Below are 23665 nucleotides of genomic sequence, written 5' to 3' on the forward strand. Positions count from 1 at the left end.
ACCTCATGAAACCGGCACGACGGTTCCATCTGCTCGTAGTCGGCGGCAAAGCCGAATACTTGAGCGCATTGCGAGGGTATGGCGTAAGGCCGGCATTGTGGCGGCTCGAACGTTTCAGCTCAAGCGCGTAACCGCCGGCAGCTCCATGGCGCGGACTTCGCCTTGCAGGAAGTCGCTTAGACGGCGCAAACGTTCACCTCCCGGACGGGTCTTTGGCCACACCAGGTAATAATTCAGTCCGCTGGCGATCGCCGTCGGCCACGGCAGACTCAGGCGTCCTTGCGCGACATCCTCGGCAACCATCAACAGATCGCCCATCGACACACCGTAGCCGCGCGCCGCTGCGATCATGCCCAGCTCGAGGGTATCGAACACCTGGCCGCCCTTGAGTGAAACCTGATCGGACAGCCCCATGTGCTCCAGCCAACTGCGCCAGTCACGACGATCCGGGGTCGGATGGAGCAATTCGGTGGACGCCAGCCGGGCCAGATCCCACGGCTGATCATTGAGCAGGTTCGGCGCACCCACCGGGATCAGCTCTTCAGGAAATAACAGGCTGGCCTCCCAGTCGGGTGGAAAATGCCCGTCACTCAGCAGCACCGCGCAATCGAACGGCTCATCGTTGAAGTCCACCGAATCGACATCCATCCAGGCGCTGGTCAGTTGCACTTCGTTGCCTGGTTGCAGGTGACGGAAACGACTGAGTCGCGCCAGCAACCAACGCATGGTCAGGGTCGACGGCGCTTTCATGCGCAGGATGTCATCTTCAGCGCGCAAGGTATTACAGGCCCGCTCCAGGGCTGCGAAGCCTTCACGGATGCCCGGCAACAGCAACCGGGCCGACTCGGTGAGCTGCAAATGGCGACCGCTGCGGTGAAACAGCTTGCAGGCAAAGTGATCTTCGAGCGTGCGAATGTGCCGACTCACCGCACTCTGGGTGATCGACAACTCCTCGGCCGCACGCGTGAACGAGCTGTGCCGCGCGGCGGCTTCGAATGCACGCAGGGCATACAACGGAGGAAGTCGACGGGACATGCACAAGGCTCCTGCAGCGGGATACAGCGAAATGGACAGTTTCTACTCAGGATGAGTATTACTCATGCGACTCATCCTTTTTATCCCTTTGTGCAATAAATGCCAAACGCCGAGAATCGACGCTCTCCTGCTTCCTCTGAAATCGACTGGTGATGACCATGCAGCATCCTGTGCGTACCGAACTCTGGGCCATTCTGCGGCTGGCAGGGCCGTTGATCGCTTCACAGTTGGCGCACATGCTGATGGTGCTGACTGACACCCTGATGATGGCGCGCCTCAGCCCGGAAGCGTTGGCCGGTGGCGGTCTCGGTGCGGCGAGCTATTCATTTGTGTCGATTTTCTGCATTGGCGTGATTGCGGCTGTCGGCACGCTGGTGGCGATTCGCAAGGGCGCCGGCGACATCATTGGTGCAGCGCGGCTGACCCAAGCCGGTTTGTGGCTAGCGTGGCTGATGGCGTTGGGCGCCGGGTTGCTGCTGTGGAACCTGAAACCGGTGTTGCTGCTGTTCGGCCAGACCGAAACCAACGTCAACGCCGCCGGGCAATTCCTCATCGCCCTGCCCTTTGCCCTGCCTGGCTATCTGAGTTTCATGGCTTTGCGCGGCTTCACCAGTGCGATTGGCCGGGCGACGCCGGTGATGGTTATCAGCCTGGCCGGCACGGTGGCCAACTTCCTGCTCAATTACGCGCTGATCACCGGCATGTTCGGTCTGCCGAAAATGGGTCTGACGGGCATCGGACTGGTCACGGCGATCGTCGCCAATTGCATGGCACTCGCGTTGGCGTGGCACATCCGCCGGCACCCGGCGTATGACGCTTATCCGCTGCGCGCGGGCCTGTCACGGCCGAACCGGCAGTACCTGAAAGAGCTGTGGCGCCTCGGCCTGCCAATCGGCGGCACCTACGCGGTGGAAGTCGGTTTGTTCGCATTTGCGGCGTTGTGCATGGGCACCATGGGCAGCACGCAATTGGGCGCGCACCAGATTGCTCTGCAAATCGTTTCGGTGGCGTTCATGGTGCCGGCGGGCATGTCGTATGCGATCACCATGCGTGTCGGCCAGCATTACGGCGCCGGGCAATTGAGCGATGCGCGGATGTCCGGACGGGTCGGGATCGTCTTCGGCGCCGTGGTGATGCTGGGGTTTGCGATGGTGTTCTGGCTGCTGCCGAATCAGTTGGTCGGGTTGTTCCTCGATCACAATGATCCGGCGTTTGCCGAGGTGATTCGTCTGGCGGTGAGCCTGTTGGCAGTGGCGGCATGGTTCGAGTTGTTTGATGGCACGCAGACGATTGCCATGGGCTGCATTCGTGGACTCAAGGATGCGAAGACCACGTTTCTGGTCGGGCTCGCTTGCTATTGGCTGATTGGTGCGCCGGCGGCGTGGTGGATGGCGTTCCATTTGAACTGGGGGCCGACGGGCGTCTGGTGGGGGTTGGCGCTGGGTCTGGCGTGCGCGGCGGTGAGTTTGACGCTGGCGTTCGAGTGGAAGATGAAGCGGATGATTCGGCTGGAGCCTGCGCCCTCGAACCCTTACACAGTCGCCCAGACTGACTGAGATCCCCTGTAGGAGTGGGCCTGCTCGCAATAGCGCTGTATCAGTCAGTGCATGATTATCTGACATACCGCTATCGCGAGCAGGCTCACTCCTACAGGGTTATGCGTTCAGCTCACGATTTCCAGGGCTGACTGCTGGCTTGAGCCGAAGGTCAGATACTCAACCAGTTCCGCCAACGGCAACGGCCGGCTGATCAGATAACCCTGCACCTGATCACAACCAAACCCGCGCAGCAATTCCAGTTGTTCCGGCGTCTCAACCCCTTCCGCCACCACTTCCAGATGCAGGTTGTGCGCAAGGTTGATCATCGCGTGCACCAGTTTGCGGTTCTCCTCGCGCTGCTCCATGCCGCCGACAAAGCTCTTGTCGATCTTCAGCAGTGTGATCGGCAAGCTGTTGAGGTGCACGAACGATGAGAACCCGGTGCCAAAGTCATCCAGCGAAAAACGCACACCGAGGCGGCCCAAAGCATCCATGGTCTGCTTGACCAGATCGCTGCGGCGCATCACCGCGGTTTCGGTCAGTTCGAATTCCAGCCACTGCGCTTCAACACCGCGTTCAGCGATCAAGCGGCTGAGGGTCGGCAACAACTGGCTGTCCTGAAACTGGCGGAACGACAGGTTGATCGCCATGTGCAGCGCCGGCAATCCGCGTTCGCGCAGCGCCTGCATATCACGCAGGGCCCGGGAAATCACCCAGTAACCCAACGGCACAATCAGCCCGCTCTGTTCGGCCAACGGCACGAATTCGCTGGGCGGCAGCAAGCCACGCTCGCCATGACGCCAGCGCACCAAGGCCTCGAGGCCGACAATCTGGCCGTCCTCAAGATTCAACCGTGGCTGGTAATGCAGCTCCAGTTCATCGCGACGCAACGCCCGGCGCAGCTCGCTTTCGAGGTCGGCCATGCTCCGTGCATTGCGGTTGATGCGTTCGTTGAAGATATGAAAGGTGCAGCCCTGCGTGCTCTTGGCCTGCTGCATGGCGATGTGCGCATGCCACATCAGCGGGTCGGCCCCGGCCTGTGCGCGAGCATGGGCGATGCCGAGGCTGGAGCCGATCAGCAGGCTTTCGCCATCGACCCAATACGGTTCGGCGAGCGCTTCGGTAATGCGTTCGGCCATCCATTCGGCGCGTTGCGGCGCGCGGCGGGTATCAATCAACAGGGCGAATTCGTCACTGCCCAGCCGCGCCAGTTGATCGCCAGCCTCCAGCTGACTTTTCAACCGTGCGACCACCTGCAGGATCAAGCGATCGCCGGCCTGATGGCCAAGGGCGTCATTGGCATGGCGGAAGTTGTCGAGATCGAGATGGCCGAGGGCCAGGCCACGGCCGTCGTTTTCCGCGAGGCGCGCCGCAAGCAAGGTCTGAAAACCCTGTCGGTTGGCGATGCCCGTCAGCGGATCCTGTTCGGCGAGGCGCTGCAGGGTGTTTTCGAGAACGCCGCGTTCGCGCACATGGCGCAGGCAACGGCGCAGCATGCCGGCGTCAAGGGCGTCGAACACCAGCCAGTCACTGACGCCAACCGGCGCGGTGTCCGGTTCGTGTTCCAGCAGCAATACCGTCGGCAGGCTGCAACGACCGGGTGCCGGTTGCAACGCCGGAATCGTCAACAACACCGCGTGGCGGTTGTCTTCGAACAAACTGCTGACCGACTCCCAGCTCGGGGCGCTGATCAGCACCGCCGCGCTCCCCATCGGAGCCAGACACTCACGCAATAACGCTGTCCACGCTGGCTCTTCGGCCAGTAGCAGCAAACGCAAGGGTTCGACAGGCGTAGACAAGCTAGCTCCCTAGACTCTGCAATGATGTGGGCGGGGGCATTATGCCGTTGCTATGACCAATGACCAAATGACAACGGTTATCGAAACGTTATTTTGTGTCACGAATGAGTACATTAGCCGCAAAATCACCGCGCATCCTCCGCGAAAGTAACAAAACCGGCAAATTTGAATCGCGTGGTACGTCACAAGTCGGACAGAGCAGCACAAATCTCTGAGCCTGTTAAAATGCCGGCCCATTTCGTCAACGACTCCCGAATTTTCGTATGTCCCGACTCAATCCCCGGCAGCAAGAAGCCGTGAACTACGTCGGCGGCCCTCTATTGGTGCTCGCCGGTGCTGGCTCCGGCAAGACCAGCGTGATCACGCGCAAAATCGCGCACCTGATCCAGAACTGCGGCATCCGCGCCCAGTACATCGTCGCCATGACCTTTACCAACAAGGCCGCGCGCGAGATGAAAGAGCGGGTCGGCACCTTGCTGCGGGCCGGCGAAGGGCGTGGGCTGACGGTCTGCACCTTCCACAACCTCGGTCTGAACATCATCCGCAAGGAACACGCGCGGCTGGGCTACAAACCCGGTTTCTCGATCTTTGACGAGACCGATGTAAAAGCGCTGATGACCGACATCATGCAGAAGGAATACGCGGGCGAAGACGGCGTCGACGAGATCAAGAACATGATCGGCGCCTGGAAAAACGACCTGATCCTGCCGCCTCAGGCGCTGGAGAACGCGCGTAATCCCAAGGAACAGACCGCCGCCATCGTCTACACCCACTATCAGCGCACGCTGAAAGCGTTCAACGCGGTGGACTTCGACGACCTGATCCTGCTGCCGGTAAAACTCTTCGAAGAACACGCCGACATTCTCGAAAAGTGGCAGAACAAGGTGCGTTACCTGCTGGTCGACGAATACCAGGACACCAACGCCAGCCAGTATCTGCTGGTAAAAATGCTCATCGGCAAGCGCAACCAGTTCACCGTGGTAGGCGACGACGACCAGTCGATCTACGCCTGGCGTGGTGCGCGGCCGGAAAACCTGATGTTGCTCAAGGACGACTATCCGTCCTTGAAAGTGGTGATGCTCGAACAGAACTATCGCTCGACCAGTCGCATCCTGCGCTGCGCCAACGTGCTGATCTCGAACAACCCGCACGAATTCGAAAAGCAGCTGTGGAGCGAGATGGGCCACGGTGACGAGATCCGCGTGATCCGCTGCCGTAACGAGGATGCCGAAGCCGAGCGCGTGGCCATGGAAATCCTCAGCCTGCACTTGCGCACCGACCGCCCGTACAGCGATTTTGCGATTCTCTATCGCGGTAACTATCAGGCCAAGCTGATCGAGCTGAAGTTGCAGCACCACCAGGTGCCGTACCGCTTGAGCGGCGGTAACAGCTTCTTCGGCCGCCAGGAAGTGAAAGACCTGATGGCCTACTTCCGCCTGATCGTCAACCCGGATGACGACAACGCCTTCCTGCGGGTGATCAACGTGCCGCGCCGCGAAATCGGTTCGACCACCCTGGAAAAACTCGGCAACTACGCCACTGAACGCAAAATCTCGATGTACGCCGCCACCGACGAAATCGGTCTCGGCGAGCATCTCGACAGCCGCTTCACCGACCGCCTGTCGCGCTTCAAGCGCTTCATGGACAAGGTCCGCGAGCAATGCGCCGGCGAAGACCCGATCTCGGCGCTGCGCAGCATGGTCATGGACATCGACTATGAGAACTGGCTGCGTACCAACAGCTCCAGCGACAAGGCTGCCGACTATCGGATGAGCAACGTCTGGTTCCTGATCGAGGCGTTGAAAAACACCCTCGAAAAGGACGAAGAAGGCGAAATGACCGTCGAGGACGCCATCGGCAAACTGGTCCTGCGCGACATGCTCGAACGTCAGCAGGAAGAGGAAGACGGTGCCGAAGGCGTGCAGATGATGACGCTGCATGCGTCCAAGGGTCTGGAATTCCCTTACGTGTTCATCATGGGCATGGAAGAGGAAATTCTCCCGCACCGCTCCAGCATCGAAGCCGACACCATCGAAGAAGAACGCCGCCTGGCCTATGTGGGCATCACCCGCGCGCGCCAGACCCTGGCCTTCACCTTCGCCGCCAAGCGCAAGCAGTACGGCGAGATCATCGACTGCGCGCCGAGCCGCTTCCTCGATGAGCTGCCGCCGGACGATCTGGCCTGGGAAGGCAACGACGACACACCGACCGAAGTCAAAGTCGTGCGCGGCAACAGCGCATTGGCTGATATACGCGCGATGTTAAAGCGCTAGAATTGACCACTTTTTTACTAGACCTTCGGCGTACAAAGCGCCAAAAGAGGACAGCTTCATGGAAGCATTGCAGCAGAAAATCCGCGAACAAGGCATCGTGCTTTCCGACCAGGTCCTGAAGGTCGACGCCTTCCTGAACCACCAGATCGACCCGGCCCGGATGAAGCTGATCGGCGACGAATTCGCCTCGCTGTTCAAGGATTCGGGCATCACCAAGATCGTCACCATCGAAGCCTCGGGCATCGCTCCGGCGATCATGACCGGTCTGAACCTCGGCGTGCCGGTGATCTTCGCCCGCAAGCAACAGTCCCTGACCCTGACTGAAAACCTGCTGTCGGCGACCGTTTACTCGTTCACCAAAAAGACCGAAAGCACCGTGGCCATCTCGCCGCGCCACCTGACCAGCAGCGACCGCGTGCTGATCATCGACGACTTTTTGGCCAACGGTAAGGCATCGCAGGCGCTGATCTCGATCATCAAGCAAGCCGGCGCGACCGTTGCCGGCCTGGGCATCGTCATCGAGAAGTCGTTCCAGGGCGGCCGCGCCGAACTGGATTCGCAGGGCTATCGCGTTGAATCGCTGGCCCGGGTGAAATCGCTGAAGGATGGCGTCGTCACTTTCATCGAATAACCAGCAACACCGCAGCTCCCCTGTAGGAGTGAGCCTGCTCGCGATAGCGTAGTGTCAGTCGATATATTCGTCGGCTGAAACACCGCCATCGCGAGCAGGCTCACTCCTACAGTTGTTTTGGGTCCGGCAGTTATTGCGCGGTGGCTTTCAGCCCGGTGAGCAGCAGGCGCTGGAAGAGGTCTTCTTTCAAGCCTTCCGGGTTGCTCAGTTGCATGCGCTCAAGATGCTCGGGATACAGCGATGCCTCTGGTGCATCGAGGGCAGCCTTGCCCAGTTCGAGGATCTCGGTGAGTTTGAATTTGCTCTTCAGCCAGTTCAGCGCCCGCAGCAAATCCCGTTCAATCGCGGTGAAATCACAGCCCAGCGGGTACTCCGGAAACAGGTTCGGATGCCGTGCGGCGATCGCCTGCAAACGCTGCGGTGTGTTATCGGCGAAGCGTGGGTCGAGGCGGAAATCCTTCGGCAGCTTGCCGACTTTTTGCGCTTGTTCGATAAGTCCCTGCTGGAAGCGTGAGTCGCTGATGTTCAGCAGCGACTCGATCACCACGGCGTCGGATTTGCCGCGCAGATCGGCAATGCCGTATTCGGTCACGACGATATCGCGCAGATGCCGTGGGATCGTGCAGTGGCCGTACTCCCAAACGATGTTGGAACTGACATCGCCACCCGACTCGCGCCAGCTGCGCAGAATCAGAATCGAACGGGCATCGTGCAGCGCATGCCCCTGCGCCACGAAGTTGTACTGCCCGCCGACACCGCTGAGTACCCGCCCGTCTTCGAGCTGATCCGCCACACCGGCGCCGAGCAGAGTCATGGTGAACACGGTGTTGATGAATCGCGCGTCGAGACGTTGCAGGCGCTTTAGTTCTTCCTGCCCATACAGCTCGTTGATGTAGCTGATGCGGGTCATGTTGAATTCGAGGCGCTTGCTCTGCGGCAGCTCGCGCAGGCGCTCGTAGAAACTGCGCGGGCCGAGAAAGAACCCGCCGTGCACCGAGATGCCGTCAGTCTGCGCGGCCTCGTCGAGGGTGCCGGCGTTGGCCTGTTCCTGGGTCGGCACATCGGGATAAACCTTGCGCCGAATGATCCCGGCATCCGCCAGCACCAGCAGGCCATTGACGAACATTTCGCTGCAACCGTACAGGCCTTTGGCGAACGGGCCGGTGCCGCCCTCACGGTGGATCAGTTGCGCCCATTGGCTAAGGTTGATGTCATCGAGCAACGCCTGATAACCGACGTTATCCGCCTGACGTGCGAGCAGCGCGGCGGTCAGCGCATCGCCCATCGAACCGATACCAATCTGCAACGTGCCGCCGTCGCGCACCAGCGTACTGGCGTGCACACCAATGAAATGATCCTGAAACCCCACCGGCATGTTCGGCGTGGAAAACAGCGTGCTGCTGTCCTTCGCGTCAATCAGCAGGTCGAAGGTGTCGATATCGACTTCAGCATCGCCGGGCATGTACGGCAGATCGGTGTGAACCTGGCCGACCAGCAAAATCGTCTCACCGGCGTCGCGGCGCTTGGCGATCATCGGCAACAGGTCGAGCGTGATGTCCGGGTTGCAGCTCAGGCTCAGGCGATCCGGATGCTCGCTGCTGCTGGCCAGTAACTGCGCCACCAGATTCAGCCCGGCGGCGTTGATGTCGCGGGCGGCGTGGCTGTAGTTGCTGCTGACGTAATCCTGCTGGGCCGGCGCGCTGTTGAGCAGGCTGCCGGGCTGCATGAAGAACTGTTCGATGCGGATGTTCGCGGGCAGGCTGTCGCGGTGCAGGTCGGCGAGGAAATCGAATTCCGGGTAGTCACCGAAGACGCGCTCGACGAAGGGTTCGATGAAGCGTTTTTGCAAGCCATCGCCCAACGCCGGACGACCGAGGCACAGCGCGGTGTAGATCGTCAGCTGCCGCTCGGGCAGGCCTTTGATCCGCCGGTACAGCGCGTTGACGAAGTGATTGGGTTTGCCCAGACCCAGCGGCATGCCCATGTGGATATGCGCCGGCAACCGCGCCAGCACGTCGTCCACTGCCTGTTCGATCGAACACAACTGCACCATCTGAAGCCTCCCGCCCGTTCCGTGAATAGGGGTAGACCGAGCTTGCCTTGAGTTTGCTGCAAAGAACAGCGCCGGATTGCCCTCACCCTAGCCCTCTCCCGGAGGGAGAGGGGACTGAATGGGGAAAATTGGGGAGGTACGCCGACGTGAACCTGCTTCGCCGAATCCATAATCGCTAAGGTCTTTCAGGTCGATGTCGGACGCAAGACAACTCGGTCGGCCCCCTCTCCCTCCGGGAGAGGGCTGGGCGGGCGGCGTTCCGATGAGGGGCTCTTGAATCGCAGGCACAAAAAAACCGTCCGAAGACGGTTTTTTTCATCAGAAGCGCGGCTTATTTCAGACCGGACATCTTCTCGATCGCGCCTTTCAGGTCAGCGTCGGTGCAATCGGCACAGGTGCCTTTTGGCGGCATGGCGTTGATGCCGGTGATGGCCTTGGCCAGGATGCCGTCGAGGCCGCCCTGGTGATCGGCGCGCTCCTTCCAGGCGGCGGTGTCACCGATTTTCGGCGCGCCCAACAGGCCGGAACCATGGCAAGCGTTGCAATGTTTGGCAATGATTGAGTCTGGAGTCTTGGCATCACCGCCGCCGGCAGTCGCAGCCACTTCCATCCCTTTGCATTCCTGCCCTTGGACACACACCTGGCCGACCGGCTCGAGGCGTTTGGCAATGTCGTCATTCGTCGCAGCTTGAGCGCTGACAGCCCAGAGGGCCAGTACGGTTGCTGGTGCAGCCAGCATTTTCATAATTAGATTCACGCGTTCACCCTCAATGGTGGCTATTCACGCCTGCGGCCACGGTTCGCAGGCGGGCGCAAGTATAGCGGGTAGCCCGCCACACTGAAACAACCCCATAGTCGAAGGGGTTATACCGCACGGTAGAAAAACTGTTCGGATGCGTTTGCCATCATGGCTTGGCACCTCTTTGTTAAAAATTCGCCGGCGTGGCTGCGCTGATTAGTCGCGCAGGCGCGTCGAACGGATTACGGAAACGATGCGGCTTGGTACTTTCAAAGTAGTAGCTGTCGCCGGCTTCGAGAATAAAAGTTTCCAGACCCACCACCAGTTCCAGACGACCTTCCACCAGAATCCCGGTTTCCTCGCCTTCATGGGTGAGCATTTCCTCGCCGGTATCTGCGCCCGGCGGATAGATTTCATTGAGGAAGGCGATGGCGCGACTGGGGTGCGCGCGGCCGACCAGTTTCATGGTCACGGCGCCGTCGGAAATGTCGATCAGCTCGTTGGCCTTGTAGACGATCTGGGTCGGGACTTCCTGCAGGATTTCTTCGGAAAAGAACTCGACCATGGACATGGGAATGCCGCCCAGTACCTTTCTCAGCGAACTGATCGAAGGGCTGACGCTGTTCTTTTCGATCATCGAAATGGTGCTGTTGGTGACGCCCGCGCGTTTGGCGAGTTCACGCTGGGAAAGCCCTTTGAGCTTGCGGATCGATTGCAGTCGTTCACCGACGTCCAAGGCGCGAGCCTCCTGATGTTGTAAGAATATTGAGCGTTATCATGGCGACAGCGTTCAGTATTTACAACACTTGACCCCCGCAGCAGCCTTAACCCTCGGAATAGAGCCTTGGCACCCGACGCAGGTTGCAGAAGATCTGGTACGGAATCGTGTCGGCCCACTGCGCCACTTCACTGGCGAGAATGTTTTTGCCCCACAGCTCGACGGTGGAACCGAGGTCGGCTTCCGGCACATCCGTCAGGTCGATGCAGAGCATGTCCATCGACACGCGACCGAGAATGCGACTGCGTTTGCCCGCCACTAATACCGGCGTGCCGGTCGGCGCCTGACGCGGGTAGCCGTCGGCGTAACCCATGGCGACCACGCCGATGCGCATTGGTTTGTCGGTGATGAATTTGGCGCCGTAACCCACCGGTTCGCCGGCCGGCAGCTCACGCACGCAGATGACTTTCGACTCCAGGGTCATCACCGGTTGCAGACGATCGGCAACGGCGTTGGCTTCTTCGAACGGGGTCGCGCCGTAGAGCATGATGCCCGGGCGCACCCAGTCGCTGTGAATCTGCGGCCAACCGAGTACGGCGGGCGAGTTGCGCAGGCTGACTTCCGCCGCCAGACCCTGACGCGCCGCCTCAAACACCGCGACCTGTTCGGCGCTGCTCTGTGCGTGCAGTTCATCGGCGCGGGCGAAGTGGCTCATCAAGACGATTTTCGCCACTTTGCCACTGGCCAGCAGACGCTGATAAGCCGCCGGATAATCCTTCGGATGCAGGCCAACACGGTGCATACCCGAATCGAGCTTCAACCACACGGTGATCGGCTTGCTCAGCGTCGCCTGCTCAATTGCTTCGAGCTGCCACAGCGAATGCACCACGGTCCACAAATCATGCTCGACGATCAACGCCAGCTCATCGGCTTCGAAGATGCCTTCGAGCAACAACACCGGGGCCTTGATGCCGGCCGCGCGCAGCTCCAGCGCTTCCTCGATGCAGGCCACCGCGAAACCATCGGCCTCGGCTTCCAGTGCCTGAGCGCAACGCACCGCGCCATGCCCGTAGGCATCGGCCTTGATCACCGCGAGCGCCTTGGCACCAGTGACTTCGCGGGCAATTCGGTAGTTGTGGCGCAGGGCTTCTAGGTCGATCAGGGCACGGGCAGGACGCATGGCGGCAGACTTCTAGGCGGTCATGGGAAGAAAAACCGGCGCCGACTGACGACGTGAACCGCCAACAGCGCCGGGAGAGGGATCTTTACAACGGTTACGGCAGTGCGGCGACGATAGAAATTTCTACCAGAATGCTCGGCTTGGCCATTTTCGCTTCGACGGTGGCACGGGCCGGGGCAGCGCCTTTTGGCAGCCACTGATCCCACACCGAGTTCATCCCGGCGAAGTGCTCATCGATGCCGTTCAGGTAGATCGTCGCCGACAACAGGTGTTGCTTGTCGGTGCCGGCCAGATCAAGCAAACGCTCGATGTTGGCCAGTACGTCGCGGGTCTGCTGTTCAATCCCGGCGTCGAAGTCGTCGCCGACCTGCCCCGCCAGATACACGGTGCCGTTGTGGCTGACGATCTGACTCATGCGCTCATTGGTGAGCTGGCGCTGGATTGACATGTTTTGCGGACTCCTGAATTTTGTTGCCGTAACGGGAAATATCGAGGCCTTCGGCGCTGATCTGTGGCTTTTTCTTCGCCATCAGGTCGGCCAGCAAACGACCGGAACCGCACGCCATGGTCCAACCGAGGGTGCCGTGACCGGTGTTGAGGAACAGGTTCTTGAACGGCGTGGCGCCGACGATCGGCGTGCCGTCCGGGGTGGTCGGACGCAGACCGGTCCAGAAACTCGCCTCGGCCAGATTACCGCCCTGAGGATAAAGGTCGTTGACGATCATCTCCAGGGTTTCACGTCGACGCGGGTTCAGCGACAGGTCAAAACCGGCGATCTCGGCCATGCCGCCAACGCGGATGCGGTTGTCGAAACGGGTGATCGCGACCTTGTAGGTCTCGTCGAGAATAGTCGAGGTCGGGGCCATCGCCGGGTTGGTGATCGGCACGGTCAGCGAGTAACCCTTGAGCGGATACACCGGAGCCTTGATGCCCAGCGGCTTGAGCAGTTGTGGCGAGTAGCTGCCGAGAGCCAACACGTAGCGGTCGGCGGTTTCCAGCTTGCCGTCGATCCACACACCGTTGATGCGATCACCGGCGTAGTCGAGTTTCTGGATGTCCTGGCCAAAGCGGAATTCGACACCGAGTTTCACCGCCATTTCGGCCAGACGCGTGGTGAACATCTGACAGTCGCCGGTCTGGTCGTTCGGCAGGCGCAGGGCACCGGCGAGTATGTCAGTGACACCCGCCAAGGCTGGCTCGACGCGGGCAATGCCGGCGCGGTCGAGGACTTCAAACGGCACGCCGGATTCCTTTAGCACGGCGATGTCTTTCGCAGCGCCATCAAGCTGTGCCTGGGTACGGAACAGCTGAGTGGTGCCGAGGCTGCGGCCTTCGTAGGCGATGCCGGTTTCGGCGCGCAATTCGTCGAGGCAGTCGCGGCTGTACTCAGACAGGCGCACCATGCGCTCCTTGTTTACCGCGTAACGATTGGCGGTGCAGTTGCGCAGCATCTGCGCCATCCACAGGTACTGGTCGATGTCGGCAGTGGCCTTGATCGCGAGAGGGGCGTGACGTTGCAGCAGCCACTTGATCGCCTTCAGCGGCACGCCCGGCGCGGCCCACGGCGAGGCATAGCCTGGCGACACCTGGCCGGCGTTGGCGAAACTGGTCTCCATGGCCGCAGCGGGCTGCCGGTCGACTACCACCACTTCAAACCCGGCACGGGCCAGATAGTAAGCACTGGCGGTACCGATGACGCCGCTACCCAAGACCATTACGCGCATTTTTGTTTCCCTCATCGCGGCGGGGCCGCGCACGTCTGTTGTTAGAGCAATGATGCGCGCAGTGTAAAAAAGAAATGCCAGTGCTTTTCACTATATAAGCGCCTATATTTGGCGACAATTCTCGGCAAAAACCCTTTTCACGGAGGCGCATCCCCTATGCGTACCAACACTCAGACCAAACGTGAGCTGGACAAGATCGACCGCAACATCTTGCGGATCCTGCAGGCGGACGGGCGGATTTCCTTTACCGAACTGGGCGAAAAGGTCGGGCTCTCGACCACGCCGTGCACTGAGCGCGTGCGGCGTCTGGAGCGCGAAGGGATCATCATGGGCTACAACGCCCGGCTGAATCCGCAGCACTTGAAGGGTAGCTTGCTGGTGTTCGTCGAGATCAGCCTCGACTACAAATCCGGCGACACCTTCGAGGAGTTCCGCCGCGCGGTGCTGAAGTTGCCGCACGTGCTGGAATGTCATTTGGTGTCAGGGGATTTCGACTATCTGGTGAAGGCGCGGATTTCCGAGATGGCCTCGTACCGCAAGCTGCTGGGCGACATTCTGCTGAAGCTGCCGCATGTGCGGGAGTCGAAGAGTTATATCGTCATGGAAGAAGTGAAAGAGAGCCTGAGCCTGCCGATTCCAGACTGAAGATTGCCGGGCCTGACCCCGGCCCTATCGCGAGCAGGCTCACTCCTACATTTGGAATGCGTACCCTTGTAGGAGTGAGCCTGCTCGCGATGGCGTCGACTCGGTCCCGAGTGAACCCTTCAAACCAACACCTGCCGATTCGCCGCCATGTACTCGAAAATCTGCTTCTCCACCCGTGGATGAATCAGCTCCACCGGCCGCCGCTCATTCGGGCAAGGCAAGGTTTTGGTCGTACCGAACAACCGGCAAATCAACGGCCGCTCTTCATACACCGTGCAGCCATTCGGGCCCAGATGCACACAGTTCAACTCTTCCATCGCCGCATCCTGCTCGGCGCGGGTCTTGCGCGGCAGGCGGGCCATTTCTTCCGGCGAGGTGGTCACCGGGCCGCAGCAGTCGTGGCAGCCGGGCACGCACTCGAATGAGGGGATCTGCTGGCGCAAGGTGCGGATTTTCTGGCTGTTGCAGCTCATCGAAGCGGTGACCAAGTTGAAATAGACGGCAATTGTGCCGCAAAAGCCCTGATCCAGACACCGCAGGCCGACCAGTGTTGCCCACGTTCGGGCGTGCGGCTTATGCTCCGTCAAATTTTCTCGACACCTTAGCCGTTGGATGACGCCCATGACTGCCCGCGCCTTCACCTCCGCGAGCCAACCCCACGTTGCCTCCTACTACGCCGCCAGCAGCCTGCCGCAGCCCGATCATCCGCTGCTGCAAGGCGAGGTAGTGGCCGACGTCTGCGTGGTCGGCGGCGGTTTTTCCGGGTTGAATACGGCACTGGAACTGGCCGAACGCGGCCTCAGCGTGGTGCTACTGGAGGCGCATAAAATCGGCTGGGGCGCCAGCGGACGTAATGGCGGACAGTTGATTCGCGGGGTCGGCCATGGTCTCGATCAGTTCGCCAATGTCATCGGCAGCGACGGCGTACGCGAGATGAAACTGATGGGCCTGGAAGCGGTGGAAATCGTTCGTCAGCGTGTCGAACGTTTTCAGATTGCCTGCGACCTGACCTGGGGCTACTGCGACCTTGCCAACAAACCCGCTGACCTTGAGGGTTTTGCCGAAGACGCCGAAGAGTTGCGCAGCCTCGGTTATCGCTACGAAACCCGTTTGCTGCAAGCCCACGAAATGCACACGGTGGTCGGCTCCAAGCGCTATGTCGGTGGTTTGATAGATATGGGTTCAGGACATCTGCATCCGCTGAATCTCGCGTTGGGCGAAGCAGCGGCGGCGCAGCAATTGGGCGTCAAACTGTTTGAACACTCGGCAGTGACGCGTATCGATTACGGCCCCGAAGTCAAAGTCCATACAGCCCAGGGTTCGGTGCGCGCCAAGACCCTCGTGCTTGGCTGCAACGCGTATCTCAATGATCTGAACCCGCAACTCAGCGGCAAGGTCCTGCCGGCCGGCAGCTACATCATCGCCACCGAACCGTTGAGCGAAGAAAAGGCGCACAACCTGCTGCCGCAGAACATGGCGGTCTGCGACCAGCGTGTCGCGCTGGATTACTACCGGCTCTCGGCGGATCGTCGTTTGCTTTTTGGTGGCGCCTGCCATTACTCGGGACGTGATCCGAAAGATATCGCCGCATACATGCAGCCGAAGATGCTCGAAGTGTTCCCGCAACTCGCTGGCGTGAAGATCGATTATCAGTGGGGCGGGATGATCGGCATCGGCGCCAACCGTTTGCCGCAGATCGGCCGGCTCACGGACCAGCCGAACGTGTATTACGCCCAGGCCTATTCAGGCCACGGGGTGAATGCCACCCACCTGGCGGGCAAGTTGCTCGCTGAGGCGATCAGCGGACAGCACAGCGGCGGGTTTGACCTGTTTGCCAAGGTGCCGCACATCACCTTCCCGGGCGGCAAGCATTTGCGTTCGCCACTGTTGGCGTTGGGGATGTTGTGGCATCGCCTCAAAGAGTTGGTCTGATGGATTTGCGGCGTGCTTGAGGCCGCCATCGCTGGCAAGCCAGCTCCCACAGTGATCGTGGATGCTCACAACATTTGTATTCACACATAACATTGTGGGAGCTGGCTTGCCAGCGATGACGCCCGCAAGAACAATACAGATCTCAGATCCGCCAGAACGGCTTCAACCCCTCCTCCAGCGCCTGCTCACGCGTCAGCCCGATGTCCTTGAGCTGATCCGTCGTCAGCGCCAGCAATGCCTTGCGCGTGTGCAGACGATGCCACAACAGACCCCAGCGACTCAGGCCGGAGGGAGCGTTGCGCATGATCTCATTGCGCGCACGATCCTTCTGCCCTGCCGCCAGTTCCTGGCTGTGTAACGTCAGCCGCACATCGCTCAAGCCGTTCATTTTTGTCGCTCCTGTTTACTTGGGTAGCCAGAGATTCCATGATGCGCGGGTCGGCAAAAGCATTACAGATTCAACACACCTGTATTAACTCCATACAGATTTGCTGCTTCCGAGTCTGAATTGTCGATTTGTGACGCATCTGTACTGGTTTAACGAATCAACTGCATCGAGGCAGTGCCATGACCCTGTATGTGAACCTCGCCGAACTGCTCGGCACGCGCATCGAACAAGGCTTCTATCGTCCAGGTGACCGGTTGCCATCGGTGCGCGCCTTGAGCGTAGAACATGGTGTCAGCCTGAGCACGGTGCAGCAGGCTTATCGCATGCTCGAAGACAGCGGCCTGGCCACGCCGAAACCCAAGTCCGGCTATTTCGTCCCGGTCGGGCGCGAGTTGCCGGAACTGCCCGCCGTCGGCCGTCCGGCGCAGCGTCCGGTGGAAATCTCGCAGTGGGATCAGGTGCTGGAGCTGATTCGCGCGGTGCCGCGCAAGGACGTCGTGCAACTGGGGCGCGGCATGCCCGACATCAGCTCGCCGACGATGAAACCGCTGTTGCGCGGGCTGGCGCGGATCAGCCGCCGCCAGGACATGCCCGGCCTGTATTACGACAACATCCACGGCACCCTCGAACTGCGTGAACAGATCGCCCGATTGATGCTCGATTCCGGCTGCCAGTTGAGCCCCAGCGATCTGGTGGTCACCACCGGGTGCCACGAAGCGCTGTCCACCAGCATCCACGCGATCTGCGAGCCGGGCGACATTGTCGCGGTCGATTCGCCGAGCTTCCACGGTGCCATGCAAACGCTCAAAGGTCTGGGCATGAAAGCCCTGGAAATTCCCACCGACCCGCTCACCGGCATCAGCCTCGAAGCGCTGGAACTGGCGCTGGAGCAATGGCCGATCAAGGTCATCCAGCTCACCCCGAACTGCAATAACCCGCTCGGCTACATCATGCCGGAGTCGCGTAAACGCGCCCTGCTCAACCTCGCTCAACGCTTCGACGTGGCGATCATCGAAGACGATGTGTATGGCGAACTGGCCTACACCTACCCGCGTCCGCGCACGATCAAATCCTTCGACGAAGATGGCCGCGTGCTGCTGTGCAGTTCGTTTTCCAAGACCCTGGCGCCAGGGCTGCGGATTGGCTGGGTTGCACCGGGCCGTTATCTGGAGCGTGTGCTGCACATGAAATACATCAGCACCGGATCCACCGCCCCGCAACCGCAGATCGCCATTGCCGAATTTCTCAAGTCCGGGCATTTCGAACCGCATTTGCGGCGGATGCGCACGCAATACCAACGCAATCGCGACATGATGATCGACTGGGTAACCCGTTATTTCCCTGCCGGCACCCGCGCCAGCCGCCCACAGGGCAGCTTCATGCTGTGGGTTGAATTGCCGGAAGGCTTCGACACGTTGAAACTGAATCGTGCCTTGCACGATCAGGGCGTACAGATTGCCGTCGGCAGTATCTTTTCCGCTTCGGGCAAGTACCGCAATTGCTTGCGGATGAACTACGCTGCGAAACCGACAGCGCAGATCGAAGAAGCCGTGCGCAAGGTCGGTGCGATGGCCATTCAACTGCTCGCCGAAGCCGACTGACCTTTTTCCAGAGACCAGCGTCCATATGCCGACCTCAGCCGCCAACCGGAACGATCCTACGTGAGCTTCAGACAGCCCCTACTCGCTTTGCTGTTATTCACCTCGTTCCTCAGCGGCTGCGCCAGCCTCGATGTGCCGCGCGAGCCGAGCGAGGCCTTGCCGGCGTCCGGCTCCAGTTTTGGCCGCTCGATCCAGGCCCAGGCGGCGCCCTATCAGGGCCGCTCCGGTTTCCGCCTGCTATCCAACAGCACCGAATCCTTCACCGCCCGCGCTGAGTTGATCCGCCATGCGCAGGTCAGCCTCGATTTGCAGTACTACATCGTTCACGACGGCATCAGCACGCGGATGCTGGTGGACGAATTGCTCAAGGCCGCCGACCGCGGCGTGCGTGTGCGCATCTTGCTCGACGACACCACCAGCGATGGCCTGGACCAGATCATCGCCACGCTGGCGGCGCATCCGCAGATTCAGATCAGACTGTTCAACCCGCTGCATCTGGGGCGCAGCACCGGCGTCACGCGCGCGGCTGGACGTTTGTTCAACCTGTCGCTGCAACACCGTCGCATGCACAACAAACTGTGGCTGGCGGACAACAGCGCAGCCATCGTCGGCGGGCGCAATCTGGGTGATGAGTATTTCGATGCCGAGCCGAATCTGAATTTCACCGACATCGACATGCTCAGCGTCGGCCCGGTTGCCGAGCAGCTCGGACACAGCTTCGATCAATACTGGAACAGCGCCCTGAGCAAACCGATCGACGAATTCCTCTCCAGCAAACCAACCGCCAAAGATCTGCAGAACACCCGCACGCGTTTGGAAGAATCCCTGGAAGAAACGCGCAAACAGAATCACGCGCTGTATCAGCAGTTGATGACCTTCACCACCGAGCCGCGCATGGACATCTGGCGCAAGGAGCTGATCTGGGCGTGGAACCAGGCGCTGTGGGATGCGCCAAGCAAGGTGCTGGCCAAGGGCGAGCCGGATCCGCAGTTGCTGCTGACCACGCAACTGGCGCCGGAGCTTAGGGGTGTCAGCAAAGAACTGATCATGATCTCGGCGTACTTCGTACCAGGCCAGCCAGGGTTGGTGTACCTGACGGGACGCGCCGATGCCGGCGTTACCGTGAGTCTGCTGACCAATTCGCTGGAAGCCACTGACGTGCCAGCGGTGCACGGCGGCTATGCGCCGTATCGCAAAGCGTTGCTGGAGCACGGTGTGAAACTGTATGAACTGCGACGCCAGCCTGGGGATAACTATGGCAGCGGGCCGCATGTGTTTTACAGCAAGTCGTTTCGCGGCTCGGATTCCAGTTTGCATAGCAAGGCGATGATCTTCGATCGGCAGAAATCGTTCATTGGCTCGTTCAACTTTGATCCCCGCTCGGTGTTGTGGAACACCGAAGTCGGCGTGTTGGTCGACAGCCCTGAGCTGGCCGAACATGTTCGCGAACTGGCCTTGCAGGGTATGGCGCCGGCGTTGAGTTATGAGGCGAAATTGCAGGATGGTCAGATTGTTTGGGTCACCGAAGACAACGGCCAGATGCATACGCTAACCAAGGAGCCGGGGAGTTGGTGGCGACGGTTTAATGCGTGGTTCAGCACCACGGTCGGCCTGGAGCGCATGCTTTAAAAAGCAAAAGATCGCAGCCTTCGGCAGCTCCTACAGTTTGAAATGCATTCCCCTGTAGGAGCTGCCGAAGGCTGCGATCTTTTGATCTACGCAGGTTCTGTCACCGGGCCGAATGCCCCCTGACGCAACAGCAAAATCACCAACCCAAACGCCCCTATCGCCATCAACAGCGGCAGCGCATGCCCGTTGATCCACTGACTGCCCGCCCCCGCCGCCAGCGGCCCGATCAGACAACCGACGCCCCAGAGCTGCGCGATATGCGCATTCGCCCGCACCAACGCATCGTCGCGATAACGTTCGCCAATCAGAATCAACGACAAGGTGAACAAACCACCAGCACTGGCGCCGAACAACACCCACAGCGGCCAGATCAGCAATGTATCGAGTAACAGCGGAATCGCCAGACTCGACAGCATCAGCACCACCGCACAGCCGGCAAACAGCGTGCGCCGCGACAGATAATCGGCCAACGCACCAATCGGCAATTGCAGCAGCGCATCGCCGACCACCACGGTACTGACCATCGCCAAGGCGATTTCGGCAGTGAAGCCCTGTTGCAGGCAATACACCGGCAGCAACGTCAGGATCATCGCTTCGAACGCGGCAAACAACGACACCGCCCAGGCAATCGCTGGCAGCTCGCGAGCGAAGCCCCAGAGGTCGCGGAACGTCACGCTGCTTGCCTCACTGCTCGGCGCGCCGCTGCGACCGAGCAACATCAAGGGCGAGACCAGCAAAAGGCCGACGCCGACCCAGAAACCGTAATCATGCCCGGTGCCCAGCGCGCCCAGCAGTAACGGACCCGACAGTTGGCTCAGCGCATAACTGCTGCCATACAGCGCCACCAGTCGCCCGCGCCAATGTTCAACCACCAGTTGATTGATCCAGCTCTCGCCGAGGATGAACACGATGGTCAGGATCACCCCGATCATCAGGCGCAATACCAGCCAGATCGGGTAACTTGGCAACAGCGCCAGCAGGCCGATCGATAGCGCCCCGGCCCACAGGCACAGGCGCATCAGGTTGGCCGTGCCAAAGCGTGCCGCCAGATGGCTGGAAATCTTCGCGCCCAACAACACGCCAATCGCCGGCATCGCTGCCATTACACCGATGGCGAAGGAACCGTAACCCCAGCCTTCCAGGCGCAACGACACCAACGGCATGCTGACCCCCAGGGCCAGACCGACACTCAAGACAGACGCCAACACGGCGAAATACGTCGCCCACCGCATGCTCCACGCTCCTGTGGATAATTATTTTTAGAGGCCACATCAAACAAATGTGGGAGCGAGCCTGCTCGCGAATGCGGCTGCACATTCAGCACATGGGCTGACTGATACACCGCTTTCGCGAGCAGGCTCGCTCCCACAGGGATCTGCCTCGTTTGGAGGATCTGCTCTTGCGAACAGACCCTCCTAACGGCTTACAGCTTGATCCACGTCGCCTTCAGCTCGGTGTACTTGTCGAACGCGTGCAGCGACTTGTCGCGACCGTTGCCCGACTGCTTGAAACCACCAAACGGTGCGGTCATGTCACCGCCGTCGTACTGGTTGACCCATACGCTACCGGCACGCAGGGCCTTGGCGGTCAGGTGCGCCTTGGAGATGTCTTGGGTCCAGACTGCTGCGGCCAGGCCGTACGGCGTGTCGTTGGCGATCTGGATGGCTTCCTCGGCGGTATCGAAAGCGATCACCGACAGTACCGGACCGAAGATCTCTTCCTGAGCGATCTTCATCGCGTTGCTCACACCGTCGAAAATCGTCGGCTCAACATACGTACCACCAGTTTCCTGAAGGATGCGCTTGCCGCCGGCCACCAGTTTGGCGCCATCGGTGTGACCGGATTCGATGTACGACAGCACGGTGTTCATCTGCTGGGTATCGACCAGCGCGCCCACATTGGTCGCCGGATCCAGCGGATTGCCCGGTTTCCAGGTTTTCAGCGCCTCGATCACCATCGGCAGGAATGTGTCCTTGATCGAACGCTCGACCAGCAGACGCGAACCGGCGGTGCAGACTTCGCCCTGGTTGAAGGCGATGGCGCTAGCGGCGGATTCAGCGGCAGCTTGCAGATCCGGCGCATCGGCAAAGACGATGTTCGGGCTCTTGCCACCGGCTTCGAGCCAGACGCGCTTCATGTTCGATTCGCCGGAGTAGATCATCAGTTGCTTGGCGATCTTGGTCGAACCGGTGAACACCAGCGTGTCGACATCGTTATGCAGAGCCAGCGCCTTGCCAACGGTGTGGCCGTAGCCCGGCAGCACATTGAGCACGCCCTTCGGAATGCCAGCTTCAACCGCCAGTGCAGCGATGCGGATGGCGGTCAGCGGGGATTTTTCCGATGGCTTGAGAATCACCGAGTTACCGGTCGACAGCGCCGGGCCGAGTTTCCAGCAGGCCATCATCAGCGGAAAGTTCCACGGCACGATGGCGCCGACCACGCCTACCGGCTCGCGGGTTACCAGACCCAGTTGGTCGTGCGGCGTAGCGGCGACTTCGTCATAGATCTTGTCGATCGCTTCACCGCTCCAGCTCAGCGCCTGCGCCGCGCCCGGAACGTCGATGTACAGTGAGTCGCTGATCGGCTTGCCCATGTCGAGGGTTTCGAGCAGGGCCAGTTCTTCGGCGTGCTGCTTCAGCAGGCCGGCAAAACGGATCATGGTGGCTTTGCGTTTGGTCGGCGCCAGGCGCGACCACACGCCGGAATTAAAAGTGGCGCGGGCGTTTTCCACGGCGCGCTGGGCGTCGGCGGCGTCACAGCTGGCAATTTTGCCGAGCAGACGGCCATCGACCGGGCTGATGCACTCGAAGGTCTCGCCGGAGACGGCGTCGGTGTATTCGCCATTGAGGTAGGCGCGGCCTTCGATTTTCAGGTCGCGGGCGCGTTGTTCCCAGTCGGCACGAGTCAGGGTGGTCATTTCGAGTGTCCTCCGCTTGTTGAATACGAGCGCCGCGCGATCTTCGCCAGCGTCCTCAGGAATTCTGCCCGTCCAGCCGGTTTTTCGGCCAGAGGCACCCGCCACCCTAAACCAGCGGCCGGGGTTGTTTCAATATATTTGACATAAGGTGGCCATACGGCCTTGCGGTGTTGATTTTAATCAACATAGACTTTGGCCCTTTCCAGCCAATCGCGCCGTATTCACAGGGGATAACAACAATGAACATCCAGAACGTCGTCGACATCAGCCTGACCAGCAGCGAAGCCGAACGCTATCGCCCGGACCCGGCCAAAGTGCTCAAGGGTGACCCTGAACAGGCCGTGTTCCATCAATACGACAGCCCTTGTGGGCAGATGGGCGTTGGCGTGTGGGAAGGCGCGGTTGGGCAGTGGACGGTGAATTACACCGAGCACGAATACTGCGAGATTTTGCAGGGGGTTTCGGTGCTGCGTGATGGTGAGGGCAATGCCAAGACGTTGCGCGTTGGCGACCGGTTTGTGATTCCGGCGGGGTTTCGTGGCACTTGGGAAGTGCTGGAGGCTTGCCGCAAGGTCTATGTGATCTTCGAGCAGAAGGCTTGAGGATTTTCGCTGGCTGATCCGGCCCTATCGCGAGCAGGCTCACTCCTACAGGTGACCGCATTCCAATGTAGGAGTGAGCCTGCTCGCGAAGGGGCCAGAACAGGAAACCCCAAATCCGAGGCAACAAAAAAGGCCCGTATCGTGAGATACGGGCCTTTTTCGTAAGTCGGGAAAAATCAATTACTTGATTTTGCCTTCCTTGTAGATCACGTGCTTGCGAACAACCGGATCATATTTCTTGATCTCGATTTTGTCCGGGGT

At 60.3% G+C, this 23665-nt stretch carries 21 protein-coding genes; 8 read left to right on the forward strand and 13 right to left on the reverse strand.

The window, feature by feature from the left end; all coding sequences use genetic code 11:
• Positions 1 to 114: 114 nt before the first annotated feature.
• A complete protein-coding gene (locus tag ACIPIZ_RS14440) occupies positions 115 to 1035 on the reverse strand; it encodes a LysR substrate-binding domain-containing protein (RefSeq protein ID WP_122855298.1) in 921 nt (306 codons plus the stop codon).
• 158 nt (positions 1036 to 1193) lie between these two features.
• Between ACIPIZ_RS14440 and ACIPIZ_RS14445 the strand changes: the two genes are divergently transcribed.
• On the forward strand, positions 1194 to 2591 hold the full coding sequence (locus tag ACIPIZ_RS14445) for a NorM family multidrug efflux MATE transporter (protein WP_105704666.1): 1398 nt from the start codon (positions 1194 to 1196) through the stop codon (positions 2589 to 2591).
• A 107-nt stretch (positions 2592 to 2698) separates the two neighbouring features.
• On the opposite strand, the gene ACIPIZ_RS14450 is transcribed toward ACIPIZ_RS14445, so the two are convergent.
• Positions 2699 to 4372 (reverse strand): bifunctional diguanylate cyclase/phosphodiesterase, encoded by a 1674-nt coding sequence (locus tag ACIPIZ_RS14450; RefSeq protein WP_064389544.1) that lies wholly within the window; start codon positions 4370 to 4372, stop codon positions 2699 to 2701.
• Between the two features lie 263 nt (positions 4373 to 4635).
• Between ACIPIZ_RS14450 and rep the strand changes: the two genes are divergently transcribed.
• Together rep and ACIPIZ_RS14460 are read left to right on the forward strand one after the other, a co-directional pair.
• On the forward strand, positions 4636 to 6645 hold the full coding sequence (gene rep / locus ACIPIZ_RS14455; RefSeq protein WP_064116415.1) for a DNA helicase Rep: 2010 nt from the start codon (positions 4636 to 4638) through the stop codon (positions 6643 to 6645).
• A gap of 58 nt (positions 6646 to 6703) precedes the next feature.
• Positions 6704 to 7276, forward strand: a complete 573-nt coding sequence (locus tag ACIPIZ_RS14460) for a xanthine phosphoribosyltransferase (RefSeq protein WP_401165813.1) — start codon at positions 6704 to 6706, stop codon at positions 7274 to 7276.
• Between the two features lie 130 nt (positions 7277 to 7406).
• Here the strand turns inward: ACIPIZ_RS14460 and ACIPIZ_RS14465 are convergent, their stop codons facing one another.
• From ACIPIZ_RS14465 to dadA, 6 genes are all read right to left on the reverse strand, one after another.
• Entirely contained in the window at positions 7407 to 9329 is a 1923-nt protein-coding gene (locus ACIPIZ_RS14465; RefSeq protein ID WP_401165815.1) for an acetyl-CoA hydrolase/transferase C-terminal domain-containing protein, read from the reverse strand.
• A 331-nt stretch (positions 9330 to 9660) separates the two neighbouring features.
• Positions 9661 to 10074, reverse strand: coding sequence for a cytochrome c5 family protein (locus ACIPIZ_RS14470; protein ID WP_064389547.1), 414 nt, complete (start codon positions 10072 to 10074; stop codon positions 9661 to 9663).
• Positions 10075 to 10255: 181 nt separating this feature from the next.
• On the reverse strand, positions 10256 to 10804 hold the full coding sequence (locus ACIPIZ_RS14475) for a cupin domain-containing protein (protein WP_007920393.1): 549 nt from the start codon (positions 10802 to 10804) through the stop codon (positions 10256 to 10258).
• Between the two features lie 88 nt (positions 10805 to 10892).
• The gene (gene alr / locus ACIPIZ_RS14480; protein WP_105704668.1) at positions 10893 to 11966 is read right to left on the reverse strand and encodes an alanine racemase; all 1074 of its coding nucleotides are present in this window, start codon (positions 11964 to 11966) and stop codon (positions 10893 to 10895) included.
• A 94-nt stretch (positions 11967 to 12060) separates the two neighbouring features.
• Positions 12061 to 12414: a RidA family protein gene (locus tag ACIPIZ_RS14485; RefSeq protein ID WP_008086784.1), complete on the reverse strand. Its 354-nt coding sequence runs from the start codon at positions 12412 to 12414 to the stop codon at positions 12061 to 12063.
• Positions 12386 to 13690 carry a D-amino acid dehydrogenase gene (dadA, locus tag ACIPIZ_RS14490; RefSeq protein ID WP_064389549.1) on the reverse strand — a complete coding sequence of 435 codons (1305 nt, stop codon included), beginning with the start codon at positions 13688 to 13690 and terminating at the stop codon, positions 12386 to 12388. The genes ACIPIZ_RS14485 and dadA overlap by 29 nt, the downstream gene beginning before the upstream one ends.
• A 156-nt stretch (positions 13691 to 13846) precedes the next feature.
• Between dadA and ACIPIZ_RS14495 the strand changes: the two genes are divergently transcribed.
• On the forward strand, positions 13847 to 14335 hold the full coding sequence (locus ACIPIZ_RS14495) for an Lrp/AsnC ligand binding domain-containing protein (RefSeq protein ID WP_003177284.1): 489 nt from the start codon (positions 13847 to 13849) through the stop codon (positions 14333 to 14335).
• A gap of 119 nt (positions 14336 to 14454) precedes the next feature.
• Here ACIPIZ_RS14495 and ACIPIZ_RS14500 read toward each other — a convergent pair whose 3' ends face one another.
• Positions 14455 to 14808, reverse strand: a complete 354-nt coding sequence (locus ACIPIZ_RS14500) for a YkgJ family cysteine cluster protein (protein ID WP_064389779.1) — start codon at positions 14806 to 14808, stop codon at positions 14455 to 14457.
• A 148-nt stretch (positions 14809 to 14956) separates the two neighbouring features.
• On the opposite strand from ACIPIZ_RS14500, the gene ACIPIZ_RS14505 reads away from it, so the two are divergent.
• Positions 14957 to 16267, forward strand: coding sequence for an NAD(P)/FAD-dependent oxidoreductase (locus ACIPIZ_RS14505; RefSeq protein WP_401165818.1), 1311 nt, complete (start codon positions 14957 to 14959; stop codon positions 16265 to 16267).
• A 142-nt stretch (positions 16268 to 16409) separates the two neighbouring features.
• Here the strand turns inward: ACIPIZ_RS14505 and ACIPIZ_RS14510 are convergent, their stop codons facing one another.
• Complete coding sequence (locus ACIPIZ_RS14510; RefSeq protein ID WP_064389551.1) at positions 16410 to 16655, reverse strand: DUF1127 domain-containing protein; 246 nt, start codon at positions 16653 to 16655, stop codon at positions 16410 to 16412.
• 179 nt (positions 16656 to 16834) lie between these two features.
• On the opposite strand from ACIPIZ_RS14510, the gene ACIPIZ_RS14515 reads away from it, so the two are divergent.
• Entirely contained in the window at positions 16835 to 18256 is a 1422-nt protein-coding gene (locus ACIPIZ_RS14515; protein ID WP_064389552.1) for a PLP-dependent aminotransferase family protein, read from the forward strand.
• A gap of 60 nt (positions 18257 to 18316) precedes the next feature.
• The gene (locus tag ACIPIZ_RS14520) at positions 18317 to 19885 is read left to right on the forward strand and encodes a phospholipase D family protein (protein WP_064389553.1); all 1569 of its coding nucleotides are present in this window, start codon (positions 18317 to 18319) and stop codon (positions 19883 to 19885) included.
• Positions 19886 to 19971: 86 nt separating this feature from the next.
• Here ACIPIZ_RS14520 and ACIPIZ_RS14525 read toward each other — a convergent pair whose 3' ends face one another.
• Complete coding sequence (locus ACIPIZ_RS14525) at positions 19972 to 21117, reverse strand: MFS transporter (RefSeq protein ID WP_401165820.1); 1146 nt, start codon at positions 21115 to 21117, stop codon at positions 19972 to 19974.
• A gap of 191 nt (positions 21118 to 21308) precedes the next feature.
• Positions 21309 to 22802: an aldehyde dehydrogenase gene (locus ACIPIZ_RS14530; RefSeq protein WP_016985821.1), complete on the reverse strand. Its 1494-nt coding sequence runs from the start codon at positions 22800 to 22802 to the stop codon at positions 21309 to 21311.
• A gap of 239 nt (positions 22803 to 23041) precedes the next feature.
• Here ACIPIZ_RS14530 and ACIPIZ_RS14535 point away from each other — a divergent pair, with 239 nt between their 5' ends.
• On the forward strand, positions 23042 to 23404 hold the full coding sequence (locus tag ACIPIZ_RS14535; protein WP_064389555.1) for a cupin domain-containing protein: 363 nt from the start codon (positions 23042 to 23044) through the stop codon (positions 23402 to 23404).
• 180 nt (positions 23405 to 23584) lie between these two features.
• Here ACIPIZ_RS14535 and rpmG read toward each other — a convergent pair.
• A partial coding sequence (gene rpmG / locus ACIPIZ_RS14540) for a 50S ribosomal protein L33 (protein WP_400755589.1) occupies positions 23585 to 23665 on the reverse strand: 81 nt, incomplete at its 5' end.

Origin of the sequence: Pseudomonas sp. NPDC087690 (assembly GCF_044743175.1) — a bacterium.
GTDB lineage: Bacteria > Pseudomonadota > Gammaproteobacteria > Pseudomonadales > Pseudomonadaceae > Aquipseudomonas.